We start from the raw sequence: 13,469 nt of genomic DNA on the forward strand, positions 1-13,469 counted from the left end.
CGTTTTCAATCTTCGTCCTCGAACGACGGTTTCTTTCGCGGAACGCCCGCGTCGGCCAACACCTTGCGCAGCCAGGGCGGAGGAGCCTTCCTGAGCATCTCCTGGGTTCGCGAAAGGACCTCGACGATGGATTCAGGGTGTGGGACTTTGATTGGATGAATTTTTGCGGCAACAAGCCTGGCTGCGGAAGGGCCGCCGATCGCCAGACAAAACAGGAGATGGCAGCCTTTCAATGCCGATACTTTCAGGCCGATGCGGTCATCGCCCTCGGTGCGATGCGATCCGCTCTCGTCTGAAACCTCATCGAAAGCCACTGCTTCCACCAAATTCCACTCGGCCGGCGTCACGTCATAGACGGCAAAGCGCTTGGCCGATCCGAAATGGGCGTTGAGGTCCCTCAAGTCGTGCGTGGCGATCGCCACGCGCAATGCGCCGGCTTGCCTTTCGGGCGGCATTGCGTGGGCCTCATCATTGACGAGCGAGAGGCGACGAAGGGAGGTCATCTGGCGTTTCTCGGTTGCGGAATGGGTCAAGCGTCTCAGGCGTCGATGCATGCTGGTTGGCCTGGAAGATGTTAGCGACCGCGAAGATGAGGTCGCGCGTTCCCTGATAGAGGATGGTGAGCTTATGCTGGCTGCCGAGGCGGTCGAAGATCGGGAAGCCGACGCGCATGAGCGGAATCCCCAGGCGCTCCGCCGCCTGGCGTCCGTGGGAATGGCTGACAAGAAGATCAGTACCGGCAGCGAGGGCTTCCAGGTCTCCGAGATCTCCGACCTGGACCGATTCCGTTGGAATTCTTTCGAGAATCTTGGACGTATCGGTCGTCGTGATGGCGGCCGCAATTTCGGCGCCCAGGCTGACGAAAAAGGTCGCCAGTTGGTAGAGCTGGTCTGGTTCGGCGGCGATCGCAATTTTTTTGCCGCTGAAATGGAAATGTCCGTCGAGCAAGGCATCCTGCAATTGGCTCCGACGACGGCGTATCTTGGCCGGCACCGCCGCGCCTGAAATCGCCGAAAGAAGCGAGACAAGCTGGTCCGCAGCCTTCAACCCGGTCAGGGAGTGAAACAGCCCGTAAGGCACTCCCGTCAGGCTCTGCAGCGCTTCCGCCGCGCAGCGCATGTGCTCGCCAATGGCGATGCAATGCGCGACAGTACCAAGCGCGCGAATGTCCTCGACGCTGGTGCCGCCATGGGTGGTGGGGATCCAGCGGTCGGGCACTGTGCCATCGAGCGAGCCGGAGACGTCCGGCAGGATCACCGGGTGCAGGCCGAAGCTTTGCACCATCTCGCGCAAGTGCTCGACGTCGGCCACGGTGAGATTCCAGCCGGGCAGGATCGCGATCGTCTTGGAGTGCCGCATCTGCTCGCCACGCCGTGTAATGCCTTGGATCATCGCGGTGACGGCTTTGGCCCAGCCCTCTTCGATCGCGCCATCGAAATCCGGCGTGTGGGCCAGCATGACCTCCGTCCCGGCGAGTTCCTCCGCGCGGTCGCGCTTGATTTTGGCAATGTCGCCTGCCAAATCCTCGCCACGAGTTTCTACCAGCGCCGTTGTGCAGACCCCGATCAGCTTTGGCTTGGTGCGAGTCTTGAGGTTAAGGATCGCCTCTTCGAGATGCTCGGCGCCGCCGAGGATTGTCGCCAATTCGTCCATCGCCGTCGTTTGCAGGGGGACCGCTTCCTTGAAATGCCGGACCAAGAGCACCAAGGCGAAGCTGGTACAACCTTGGCTGCCGTGGAACAGCGGAACCGCACCATCGACTCCGAGAAAGGCGAACGCGGCACCCAGCGGCTGTGACGACTTCAGCGGATTGACCGCGGCCGATTTGGTCTGAGCAAGAATGCTGGCCATTGGCTTCATCAAGCCTGGCCCACGGCTTTGGCTTTGGCGGTGGCGGGGGTCGGGCCGGGGCTGGTTGTGCTCGTCAGTTGATCGAGGCCAGGATGGCCATCCCACGGTGCCGGGTCCCGCACCTGGCACCAGATCGGATTGCGAATGGCGAGGTCGATCTGGCGTATGAGTTCAACCATGCCGTCATAGCCAGCATAGGGATGATGACGCTCCTGGTTGATGTCGAGCCAGGGCGTCTTTGCCTTCAGCGCGACGAATTGCGTGCGCCCGCCCGACAGCATGATGTCGGCCTTGCCTTGTGACAGCATGGCGTAAAGCTCGCGCGGCGCCATCGACTCGAAGACCTGGTTCTCTTCCTTCAAGGTCTGTTTGATGCGCTCCTTGTCTTCGAGGGTTGATTTCTTGACCGAGGTTCCGACGATCTCGAGGCCGGCTTCTATCAGCGCATCAACCAGCGACCAGGACTTCACACCGCCGGTGTTGAGCAGCACGCGCTTGCCTTGGAGCCTTGGGCGGTAGGCCGCGATCTTGCTCCAGGCAATAGACTCCTCCTGCGCAATCAGCGCCTCGGTGCGGTCGACCAACTCTGGATCGGCGCCCTTGTTGACGAGCAGATCCGTGATCTTGCGAAGTGCTTGCGAGGTGGCGCTGATGCCGTAGAAGGAACCCTCGAAGAACGGGATGTCCCAGAGCTCGTCCATCTTGCGGGCGAGGTTGATGAGAGCAGTCGAGCAGACCATCATCGCCGCCCGGGCGCGGTGCGCACAGGCAATATCGAGGTAACGTGCATCGCCAGGAATGCAGGCGCGCACGCGGATGCCGAGCCGGTCCAGGAGTGGCTTTACCAGCCAGAACTCCCCAGAGAGATTGAATTCGCCGATGATATTGATATCGCATAGGCCGGCATCGTCGGGTTCAGCTGTGCCGATGACGTGATCGAGCAGTGCCTCGCCGGCGAGTTTGTTGCCGAGATTTTTGGAGCCGACGAAGCCCGGCGCATTGATGGGCACAACGGGCAAGCCGAACTTTGCCGCCGCGTGCTTGCACACGGCGTCGATGTCATCGCCGATCAGCGCGGTCACGCAGGTTGAATAGACAAAGATCGCCGCCGGGGCATACGCTTGGCTAATCTCGCGAATGGCCTTGAAAAGCTTGCGCTCGCCCTGCCCCATCACGACGTCGAGTTCGGTGAGATCGGTCGTGAAGCTTGTGCGCCACAGGGCCGACCCCGACGACATCGCGCCTCGGTTGTCCCAGGAATTGCCCTCGCAGGCGAGCGGCGCGTGGACCAGATGCGCGACGTCCGTGATCGGCTGCAGGGCGATCTTGGCGCCGTCGAAAGCGCAGCCTCCGGCTGCGGCTCCGGGCGTCAGCGGTTTGGAACAGCCCTGTCTGCGCGTATTGGCATCCTTGCCCTGGTTCTTCTCGCAAGCGGGCTCGCAGAAGAGATCCTGCAATTTCGCACTGGGCAAGGACATTGCACCGGTCTCCAAGGTCCGTCGGAATGGCAGCCGTGCGGCTGCCAGCTTCAGCGGGTCAGGTCGAAGGAATAATCCGTCACGCCCGTCTCGATCGTAGCTCGGTCGAGCTTGTCGAAGATCTTGTCGAGGATCGTCGTCAGCACGCGCAGGCCACCCTGATAGCCTAGCAATGGGAAGCGGTGGTGATGGTGCCGATCAAAGATCGGGAACATCAGCCGGATGAGCGGTGTGCCCGTGTCGCGCTCCAGATACTTGCCGTAAGAATTGCCGATCAGCAGGTCAACCGGTTCTGTGAAAAGCAGAGAGCGCATTGCCCATAGGTCCTTGCCCGCCCAGACCTGCGCGCCCTTGCCAAAGGACGAGGCTGCGAGCAGTCTCTTCATCTCAGCTTCCCAGGCATTGTTGCCGTTGGTAGCCAAGCAGTGGGTCGGCTCGCCGCCGGTTTCCATAACGAAGCGGGCCATGGCGTGGACAAAGTCCGGGTCACCATAGATCGCGTATTTTTTTCCGTGCAGCCAGGCCTGGCTGTCGGCCATCGCATCAACCAGGCGGCCACGCTCGAGGCGGATCGACTCCGGGATGTCCTTGCCGGATATCTCCGACAGCCTCATCAGGAGCTCGTCGGTCGCTTCCACCCCGATGGGGTAGTGGAAGGAGGCCGTTGCCTGCCCCACCTCCTGGCAATATTCCAGCGTCTTGCGGGTGTTGTAATGTTGTAGCGAGACCGTTGCCTGGGCGTTGAGCGCCGCTTTGACGTCCTCGATCTTGGTGCCGCCGTCATACATGCGAAATTCGCCATCCGACGGGGTGTCATACTGATCCGAAGCGTCCTGGATAAAGGTGTAAGACACGCCCATCACATCCAGCAGACGCTTCAGCTCGCGATTGTTGCCAACGCAGAAGCCGTCGAAACCGGGAATGATGTTTACCGTGTTGGCCACCGCGGAACGCTGCTGGCCCTTCCAGAAGTTCTCCAACACGCCCTTGACCATGGCATCATAGCCGTCGACATGGCTGCCGACGAATGCTGGCGTGTGTGCGAAAGGCACTTCGAAGTCCTGTGGGACTGAGCCTTCCTGTCTGGCATTTTCGATGAACGAATGTAGGTCGTCGCCGATCACCTCTGCCATGCAGGTGGTGGAGACCGCGATCATCTTCGGCTCGTAGAGATTGTAGGTGTTGGCAAGCCCGTCGATCATATTCTTCAGGCCGCCGAACACCGCGGCGTCCTCGGTCATGGAGGACGAGACCGCCGACGACGGCTCCTTGAAGTGGCGTGACAGGTGCGAACGGTAGTAGGCCACGCATCCCTGGCTGCCGTGGACGAACGACATCGTGCGTTCGAAGCCTGCGGCGGCGAACACCGCGCCAAGCGGCTGGCAAGCCTTGGCCGGATTCACAACAAGCGCTTCGCGAGCGAGGTTCTTGTCGCGATAGTCCCACGTTTTGGTGAATTCGCTTTGGTCTGTAACGATCTGGTCGGGATGCGGGCATTCGAAATTCAGCTTTTTTTCGGCCAACATCTGCCTGTATTCCGCCTCACGGAACAGAGGCGCATGATCGAGAACTTTTTCCGCTGACTGCGGCATTGGGTGTACCTCTTTGGATCTGGCGCGCGCCATCGGGCGGCACAGGGACGTCAAAACGTTCGGATCGCCTGCGGATCAAGTAGCGCAGGCGTTCGAGGCCTCGCTGGCGATGCGAAGCGAGGTTCTCATTCGGCTGCGATGGCCGCCGACGGCTCGGACTTTTTCTTCCAAGGGGCGTCGTAGAGGTCCCAGACCGGGTTGTTTATGGCCATGTCCATGTCGCGGGCGAAGATGGCGAAGCCGTCATACCCGTGATAGGGGCCGGAATAGTCCCAGGAGTGCATTTGACGGAATGGTATTCCCATCTTCTGCACCGGGTACTTTTCCTTGATGCCGGAGCCAACGAGATCGGGGCGGATCCCCTCGATGAACTTTTCCAGTTCGTAACCGGTCACGTCGTCATAGATCAGCGTGCCCTCCCTCACGTAGTGACCAGTGCGCTGATAGTCGTCGTTGTGCCCGAATTCGTAGCCTGTGCCGACGATCTCCATGCCGAGATCTTCGTAGGCGGAGATCACGTGCCGAGGGCGCAACCCGCCGACATAGAGCATGACTGTCCTGCCCTCCAGGCGTGGCCAGTACTTGTCGATCACCGCGTCCACGAGCGGGCGGTATTTGGCGATTACATACTCGGTCCGGCCCTCGATCTCCGGCCCGAAATGCTTGGCGATGTTGCGCATCGAGGATTCGATTTGGGAAGGACCGAAGAAATTGTACTCCATCCAGGGGATGCCGTATTTTTCTTCCATATGGCGACAGATGTAGTTCATCGACCGATAGCAATGGATCAGGTTGAGCTTGGCTTTCGGCGCACGCTCGATCTCGGCGAGTGTCGCGTCACCCGACCAGTTGCCGACCACGCGCAGGCCCATCTCCTCGAGCAGGATGCGCGAGGCCCAAGCATCACCGCCGATATTGTAGTCGCCGATGACGTTGACGTCGTAAGGCCCTGCCTCGAACTCGACTTCCTTCTTCTCAAACACCCAGTCGCGGATCGCGTCATTGGCGATGTGATGGCCAAGCGACTGCGAGACCCCGCGGAATCCCTCGCAGCGCACTGGCACGATGGTCGTTTCGTGCTGCTTGGCCTTCTTGCGCGAGACCGCCTCGATGTCGTCGCCGATCAAACCGATCGGGCATTCCGACTGGATGCTGATGCCCTTGTTCAGCGGGAAGAGCTCTTCGATCTCATCGATGATTTTTTCCAGCTTCTTATCGCCGCCGAAGACGATATCCTTCTCCTGGAAGTCGGAGGTGAACTGCATCGTGACAAAGCTATCGATGCTGGTCGTACCGACATAGTAGTTGCGGCGCTGCGACCAGGAATATTGGCCACACCCGACGGGCCCGTGCGAGATGTGGACCATGTCCTTCACCGGCCCCCACACCACGCCTTTGGAGCCGGCATAGGCGCACCCTCTGATCGTCATCACACCGGGAATGGACTTGATATTCGATTTGACGTCGCATTCGGAGAGGGCCTCGCCCACTCCGGCAACCTCTTGGCCGTTGGTGGCGACGCCCAAGTGCTTCTTGCGCCGCTTTGCCGTCTTTTCTGGATACCGCGCTAGCACGTCCTCAATGAGCTTGGTGTGCAAGGCGCCGTCATTTTGGGAGTCAAGGCTCATAAAGCTGCCCTTTTTGAGGTTCTTTGGCTGGCGCCTGCTCGTTAGGCGCCCGTTCGGTGAAGGCGCCGGGAGCCGGCGCCTTGGGCGGGGCTATTGAGCGGCCGCAGGCGCGGCTTCCTTTGCCGCTAGCTCGGCAAGCATCTGCTCCTCTGTCTTCATGATGCCGAAATCGAGCAGCATGTCTTCCAGCTCTTCCATGGTGATGGGAGTCGGGACGGTGCCTTGGCCGCCATTGGCATGGATTTTCTCGGCAAGGGCGCGGTATTCCCCGGCCTGCTTGGAGTCCGGCGCATATTGGATCACTGTCATCTTACGCAGTTCGGCGTGCTGGACGATGTTGTCGCGCGGCACGAAGTGGATGAGCTTGGAATTCAGCTTTTTTGCGAGAGCCTCGGCTAAATCCAGTTCCCGGTCGGTCTGGCGCTCGTTGCAGATCAGGCCGCCGAGACGCACGCCGCCCGAATGGGCATATTTCAAAATACCCTTGGCGATATTGTTGGCAGCGTAGAGTGCCATCATCTCGCCGGACATGACGATGTAGATTTCCTGTGCCTTGTTCTCGCGGATAGGCATTGCGAAGCCGCCACAGACAACGTCGCCCAGCACGTCGTACGAGACGTAGTCCACGTCTTCGTAGGCGCCGTTCTCCTCAAGGAAATTGATGGAGGTGATGACACCGCGGCCCGCGCAACCGACGCCCGGCTCGGGACCACCGGATTCGACGCACTTGATGTCCTTGTAGCCGATCTTCAGCACGTCTTGGAGCTCGAGATCTTCGACGGACCCTTCCTCTGCCGCGAGGTGGAGCACGGTATCTTGCGCCTTCGCGTTCAGGATGAGACGAGTGGAGTCAGCCTTAGGGTCGCAGCCTACGATGAGAATCCTCTGCCCGAGGTCGACCAGGGCAGCGAGCGTGTTTTGGGAGGTGGTAGACTTCCCGATGCCCCCCTTTCCGTAGAATGCGATCTGACGCAAAGCCGCCATGTAGTTTCCTTCCTTCGTTTTCATCAATCTGGGTCAATACACGCATGACCGGTCGGCAGGTCATGCCGCTCTCCCAGGAAAAGGATCAAAACTCGTGCCAACCTGCCTGGATCGACCTGAAGAAAAAACTTCGTGTTGGTTTTCAGCTATCTAGCTCATGGATGGACCGGCTGATTGGTCAAGCACCCATGTTGCGGATCCGACAAAGCCTACAAAAGTGTCGATTGCTCCATGTCGATAATGACTCAGAGCGACAGCGGCCAATCCCAATCGGCAACTCGTTGAAATGGCCTCGGGTATGAGGGGATCCGTACAGCTGAAAAACGACTGCATCCACCCAATCCGTCAGTGGCCCGCGCGGGAGGCCGTATCGGCCCAGCGCTGACGCCGGCCTCACAGCAGCATTATCGGCGGCATGGACGCTAGCCTTCCAGCCAGCTGTCATCCTGATGTCGCGGCCGGCACTGAAGCCGCGCGGCTTGTGACGCAGCAAATCTCGCACTCAGCGCCCGCCAACCGATCGCGGTCAGAACAAGCAGATGAACTCGTGGTCGGGTATCAGATCAGTCTTCGGTGGAATCGGTGGTGGTATGCTGGCTGGCACCGCTTGATGCCGTGGCCCATAACGGAGCTGATGATCGACTAAACACACAACCATTTCGCTGTGACAAACAAACCCAGAAAGCCAATCGCCGTCGCTGCCAGCAGAATGATCCTATTCATTTCTGTCTCCGTCGATTTTTTGGGAACAGCGACGTGCGTCAAAGCCAGCCATGCGGGCTGTTTGAGCCGCAGGTAGCCGGCAGACCGCGTTGGCGATGATACGGACCGCTGCTGACCATACGGAGCGGTCCAGGCGGACCGAAGCAGATGCTAGATGAGCTCTGCCGCCGCAGGATCGCGCCAGCATCGCCACTTCCCAGCTGATCAGTATGGCCGACGGCAATGTCTCATTGCCGTACACCGCTCAAGAGCGAGGATCGGTGCACCTTGCCCAGTAAGCGGAGGCGTTTTTCGCCGGCACCAAGGTCATCGTTCAATCGGTGCTGCCATCATGGCTGCTAATGGCTTGGTGGCGTGACCGCCACCGGAGCCGCTTGATCGACTACGGAGACAAACGATCTCGCCGTCACAAGCAAACCCAGCAAGGCAACCGCGGTGGCTGCCAGCAGAATGGACCTCTTCATCTCTCTCTCCGTCGATCATAGGAATTGTATCAAACCGCCCTGTCGGCTTTAGGCCGCCGGTGGCGGGCGGCCCGATTTGGCGACCATAGGGACCGCTGCTGACGATATCCTGACGGAGCGGCCATCATGGGCAGGCGGACCGGAGCAGATGCTCACGATCTCGGCCGCAGGACGGAGGGCGCCGAGACATCGCCAATCCCGACTGATCAGCACGGCCAACACCAAGATCTCATTCTGTGGCGAGATCGCTTACACGCTCAAAAGCGAGGATCAGTACACTTCCCCAGCCGTAGGAAGCAGAGCAGTCTCTTGCCGACCCCAGGATTATCGGTCGCATCGGAAGAGGCGTCTTGGCCCTTGTCGCTTGGTGCCGTTGGCACCGTTGGTTCGGCCGGTGCCATTGGTGCTGTTGGTCCCGTCAGTGCCGTCAGTGCATTAGCCGAATGGTTGGTGACTTCGGATGCAAACGATTTCGCCGCCACAGACAAAGCGAGCAAGCCAATCGCGATGCCGGCCAGCAGGGAGGACCTCTTCATTTCTGACTCCGTAATCCATTTGGGATGAAAGCCACCCTGCCGGCTCGACTCGCAGGCGGATCGCTACGGGGCAGATAGAGACCGTTGCTGACGACAACCTGACGAAGCGGCGTCATCAGGCAAAGCTTGAGACTGGTTCCAAAAGGGGCCTCCCGATCAAACCGCGGCCTATGCGAGGTGGCAACACGACAAGCGTCTGGATCTTCGATGCCGAACAGCGCCGCGCCGATGCAATCTGATTCAATTCAGACCGTTACGACCTTGACCAAGCGACTTGTTGATTGCCGGGATGATTTTGTCTCCCCAGAGTTCGAGTTGGCGCAGCATCGTTTTGTGGTCGAAATCTCCCAATTGGGTCTGAATCGCGATCTGGTCCGGTTTCAGGACATCTAGCTCCTCCAGCAGGCGATCGATCACGCGATTCACGCTGCCGATCGGCAAGTTTTCGCGTATGGTCTCGAAGGACAGATCCTGCTGAGTCGGTGTTTCCTGCAGCAGGTAACCGTCCTGGCTCTGCTGACGGCGTTGATGCAGGGCTTCAGACAGCCGGCGCTGGAAGCGGGCATTGTCGAGATAGCTGTTGATCTCGGCGGCGTTGTCGCTGGCATAGCAGCAGCGCAGCAGCGATATCCTGGCTTGCGCGGCATTCTTTGCCTCGGAAGCTGCCGCCTTCTCGATGCTTTCGCGAAGCATGCGCAGGGTGTCCAGGCCGTTGTGCAGAGCTGTGACAAAGAGGTTGTGTCCTTCACGATACGCCCGGCCCATGCTGCGCGCGGATCCGGCGGCGATCCAGATCGGCGGGGTCGGCTTCTGAAGGCTGCGTACCGAGATCGCCGTCGGCGGCATCTTCTCGTACCGGCCATTGTGCTCGAAGATCTTCTGGTTGAGGCCCTTGAGAAGAATGTCCAGATATTCAGAAAATACAGCCGGCGCCTCGTCGACGTCGACGCCGAAACGCTCGAATTCGAACTGCTGGTACCCCGAGCCGACTCCAAGTTCGAGGCGGCCGTTCGAAACGACGTCGGCGAAGCCAATCTCGGAGAGCAGGCGCTGTGGCTGATAGAGCGGTAGAACGCAAACGCCAGTGCCGAGCCGAATGGTGTTCGTCACGCCGGCACAGTGCGCCACCATCATCAAGGGCGACGGAACCAGGCTGTAATTGTTGAAGTGGTGCTCGGCGAACCAGGCGGTGTTGAATTGCGCCTGCTCCGAAAGCACCGCCTGTTCGATGGAGTTGCGGATCACACTGTCGGACGATTGATGATAGCCGCGTTGAGCGGCCAGGATGAATGTCGCGAATTCCATGCTGGTTCCTTGTTTCACGGGATCGCCTTGGCCGCGGTGTCGATCTCGTCTTGGCGTGGCGCAGTCCACCACATTGCGGTCAGCCGCTTCCGGTTCGGAGATCACAGCCGCGGCGGGAACGTTGGAACTCATGCCGCCCCTCCCCGCGGGCCACGCTTCGGTGCAGCAGCCGCAGCCCGCCGGCTGGCTCGACGAATCATTCCACGATGTCGGTTGGCTCCTGATCGGATTCGCTGGCGAACCCTGCATCGCCGAACGCATTGCAGCCCCCGTCGACGTACAGGATTGAGCCGTTGACGTATGAAGCATCCGACGAAGCCAGAAAGAACGCTGCGTCCGCGACCTCTTCCGGCTGTCCCATCCTGCCCATTGGGATGCGCCTGCTGATCGCTTTCGGGTCGATGGTGCCGAGCTTCGCCAACTGAGTGGTGCCAAGCGAGCGGATGTAGCCAGAAGCGACGGCGGCCGTCCGAATGCCGCCCGGCCCGAGTTCGGCCGCCAGGCACCGGGTCAGGATTTCCAACCCCGCCTTGGATGCGCCATGGACATGGCGCGGGGCCAAGGGCAGAAAGGTGCTGGTCGCTCCGATATTAAGGATCATGCCTCCGGGGCGCATCATCTTGATCGCCTCACGCGCGCAAGTGAAGGCGCCGGTCAGAGTGGCATCAAGCACGTGTTCGGTCTGCGCCGGCATTTGCTCGATCGCCGCCGAATCGGCGACAGCAGCACTGTTGACGAGGACCTCAAAGTGGCGGAAGCGCGCCCTTAATTCCTCAAACAGCGCCACCACCTCGCGCTCGACGGCCACGTTCACGGTAAGCGCCACATGCTTGCCGCCGAGCGATCGAGCGAGTTCCGTCGCGGCACTGCCATCTTTGTCGGTAATCACGACGGTGTCGCCGTTCGCGGCAAAGCGGCGAACGACGGCCGCGCCTATGCCGGTTGCCCCGCCCGTGACAAGCACGATTCGCGCGCCGGCGTGCTCGGCCGGACGGGAGAGTTCGGCTCCTGGCGTCGCATCCACCGGCGGATGTGCATCGCCCGGCTGGTTGAAGGAGGTCCAACCACCGTCAACCGTCAGCACCGAACCGGTGATGTAACTCGCTTGCGGGCTGGCCAGAAACCGTACGGCCCGGGCGATCTCATCGGGACGCCCTATGCGCCCCATCGGCACGCGGCGGCGCACCGCCGCCAGGTCCGCTTTGCCGGCGCGTTCAAGGGCCGCGGTCATCGAAGTGCGCACATAGCCCGGCGCTAACGCCGTCACGCGAATGCCGCGCGACGCCCATTCGCACGCCAAAGACTTCGTGAAAGAGATCAGGCCCGCCTTTGACGCAGCGTAGGCATTTCGCTTCGGATTGCTGACCAGGCCCGATATCGAGGCGAGGTTGACGATGACGGCGCCCGGCTGCATCCGCTTCGCTGCTTCGCGGGCCATGACAAAGGGCCCGATCAGGTTTACTGCCAGGGTGCGTCGGAAGGACTCGATACTGGTCTCGACAGTCGCATCGACAATGGGCCCAATAGCGGCGTTGTTGACGAGCACACTGATCTGCGCGAACTGTGCTTCGACCCGGCGGTAAAGCGCAAGAATGTCCTCCTCGTTCGAGACATCGAACTCGAGCCCGAGATGCGGGCGCCCGAGACCGCGGGCCAGTTCGAGCACCCCACTGTCGGGAAGATCCACTGCAACGACGACGTCTCCGTGCGCGGCGAGAGTCTTGGCCAGGACACCGCCGATGCCGTCTGCAGCACCTGTAATGATCACGATGCGTCGTGCCAGCCGGTTCCTGAGAACTTGTCTCCCACCAGGGTCACCGATCTCGACCCGGCGCCAGCCGGCGGAAAGATCCGTCTCGCCACAGTTGCTCGTCTTGGGGACGGTCCATTTCCGTCCGAACTGGGCCTGGTCCGCTCTGGACTTCTTCGCGGCGGACAGGCCGTCGCCAAAAGAGGGCGAGGGGATTGCAGCATAGTCATGGCCCTTCGCCTCCGCTGCGGGCATGCCGAGGGCGTAGACCGGATCGTCTGGATGCGGTGCTCCGATCGGCCGCCGGGGCCCGAACAGCTCTGGCTCGAAGCCCGTCGGCGGCATCTGCTCCTGCAACCAATCGTAGACCACCGTCCGTTCGGCAATCCGCCACGCCCCTTTCCTCTTCTGAAATAGATCGCAATAGCGGCCGCAGAGGAGCTCCTGACGTATATCGCCGGCCCTGTCGGGCCCGCGTTGCAGCGCGGTGAAATAGCTCTCGACTGCGGCGTTAGCCGGGCTGATGAAATCGATCAGGATGTTCGTGACCTGATGGATGTAGCGCGGCTGGGCCTTGAAGACATCCAGCGCATACTGGATGAAGCCCTCGGCCGAGCCGGAATAGGCACCGTGATTGTCATGCGCATCAGGCCAGTACGCGCTGCGCAGTGCCGCCTCGTCGGCGCGGTCTATCCCGCGGCAGTACCGATAGAGGCAGTCGCGGATGGCCTCCCGGTCGAGCAGTTCGATAAGTTTTGCATAGCCCATCGCTTTGTTCCAAGTTCTGATATTGGAAGAGGCGTTTTCGCGCATTCATTTGCGCAGCAACGGTTCGTGTTGTTCGGCGCTTGACGGGGCGGTAGAGGCACCTAGCCCCGCTGTTTACGTTCTGGGAGTTCGCTCGATGCGGCCACGCCGCGAGACTCTCAATGACAAGGGGGGGCACTCGTTCAAGCAGCGGCCGTCCGATCGATTCCCAATGCACGTTCAGGGCAGGACCGTGCGCCTCGTGCCGCCTTCGGTTCGTCTGTGACCGCGACCTTGATGTCACCGGGCAGGATGTAGCCCTCGTCATCCAGCGTGAAGATGTCCGGTGCTTGCGCCCAGCATCGCGCGTGACCCTGACATTTGGCCTTGTCGACGATGATGCGCATGGCG

11 protein-coding genes are annotated in these 13,469 nt (G+C 60.7%); all 11 read right to left on the bottom strand.

Annotation, left to right across the window (positions count from 1 at the left end):
• Positions 1-5: 5 nt before the first annotated feature.
• Entirely contained in the window at positions 6-503 is a 498-nt protein-coding gene (gene nifX / locus O7A70_RS23980; RefSeq protein WP_337128360.1) for a nitrogen fixation protein NifX, read from the bottom strand.
• Positions 469-1,851, bottom strand: coding sequence for a nitrogenase iron-molybdenum cofactor biosynthesis protein NifN (gene nifN / locus O7A70_RS23985; RefSeq protein ID WP_337128361.1), 1,383 nt, complete (start codon positions 1,849-1,851; stop codon positions 469-471). Before nifN ends, nifX begins: the two co-directional genes overlap by 35 nt.
• An 8-nt stretch (positions 1,852-1,859) precedes the next feature.
• Entirely contained in the window at positions 1,860-3,329 is a 1,470-nt protein-coding gene (gene nifE / locus O7A70_RS23990; protein ID WP_337142617.1) for a nitrogenase iron-molybdenum cofactor biosynthesis protein NifE, read from the bottom strand.
• Between the two features lie 50 nt (positions 3,330-3,379).
• Positions 3,380-4,921 (bottom strand): nitrogenase molybdenum-iron protein subunit beta, encoded by a 1,542-nt coding sequence (gene nifK / locus O7A70_RS23995; protein WP_337142650.1) that lies wholly within the window; start codon positions 4,919-4,921, stop codon positions 3,380-3,382.
• A gap of 125 nt (positions 4,922-5,046) precedes the next feature.
• Positions 5,047-6,549: a nitrogenase molybdenum-iron protein alpha chain gene (gene nifD, locus O7A70_RS24000; RefSeq protein ID WP_337142618.1), complete on the bottom strand. Its 1,503-nt coding sequence runs from the start codon at positions 6,547-6,549 to the stop codon at positions 5,047-5,049.
• Between the two features lie 90 nt (positions 6,550-6,639).
• Positions 6,640-7,533: a nitrogenase iron protein gene (gene nifH / locus O7A70_RS24005; RefSeq protein WP_337128427.1), complete on the bottom strand. Its 894-nt coding sequence runs from the start codon at positions 7,531-7,533 to the stop codon at positions 6,640-6,642.
• 1,061 nt (positions 7,534-8,594) lie between these two features.
• On the bottom strand, positions 8,595-8,720 hold the full coding sequence (locus O7A70_RS24010; protein WP_337142619.1) for a hypothetical protein: 126 nt from the start codon (positions 8,718-8,720) through the stop codon (positions 8,595-8,597).
• A gap of 257 nt (positions 8,721-8,977) precedes the next feature.
• A complete protein-coding gene (locus O7A70_RS24015; protein ID WP_337142620.1) occupies positions 8,978-9,256 on the bottom strand; it encodes a hypothetical protein in 279 nt (92 codons plus the stop codon).
• Between the two features lie 240 nt (positions 9,257-9,496).
• Entirely contained in the window at positions 9,497-10,561 is a 1,065-nt protein-coding gene (locus tag O7A70_RS24020) for an LLM class flavin-dependent oxidoreductase (RefSeq protein ID WP_337142651.1), read from the bottom strand.
• A 196-nt stretch (positions 10,562-10,757) separates the two neighbouring features.
• Positions 10,758-13,079, bottom strand: coding sequence for an SDR family oxidoreductase (locus O7A70_RS24025; protein ID WP_442921204.1), 2,322 nt, complete (start codon positions 13,077-13,079; stop codon positions 10,758-10,760).
• A 182-nt stretch (positions 13,080-13,261) separates the two neighbouring features.
• Complete coding sequence (locus tag O7A70_RS24035) at positions 13,262-13,465, bottom strand: ferredoxin (protein WP_337128367.1); 204 nt, start codon at positions 13,463-13,465, stop codon at positions 13,262-13,264.
• Between the last annotated feature and the right edge of the window lie 4 nt (positions 13,466-13,469).

The organism is Mesorhizobium sp. Cs1299R1N1 (assembly GCF_037179655.1).
Classification (GTDB): domain Bacteria; phylum Pseudomonadota; class Alphaproteobacteria; order Rhizobiales; family Rhizobiaceae; genus Mesorhizobium; species Mesorhizobium salmacidum.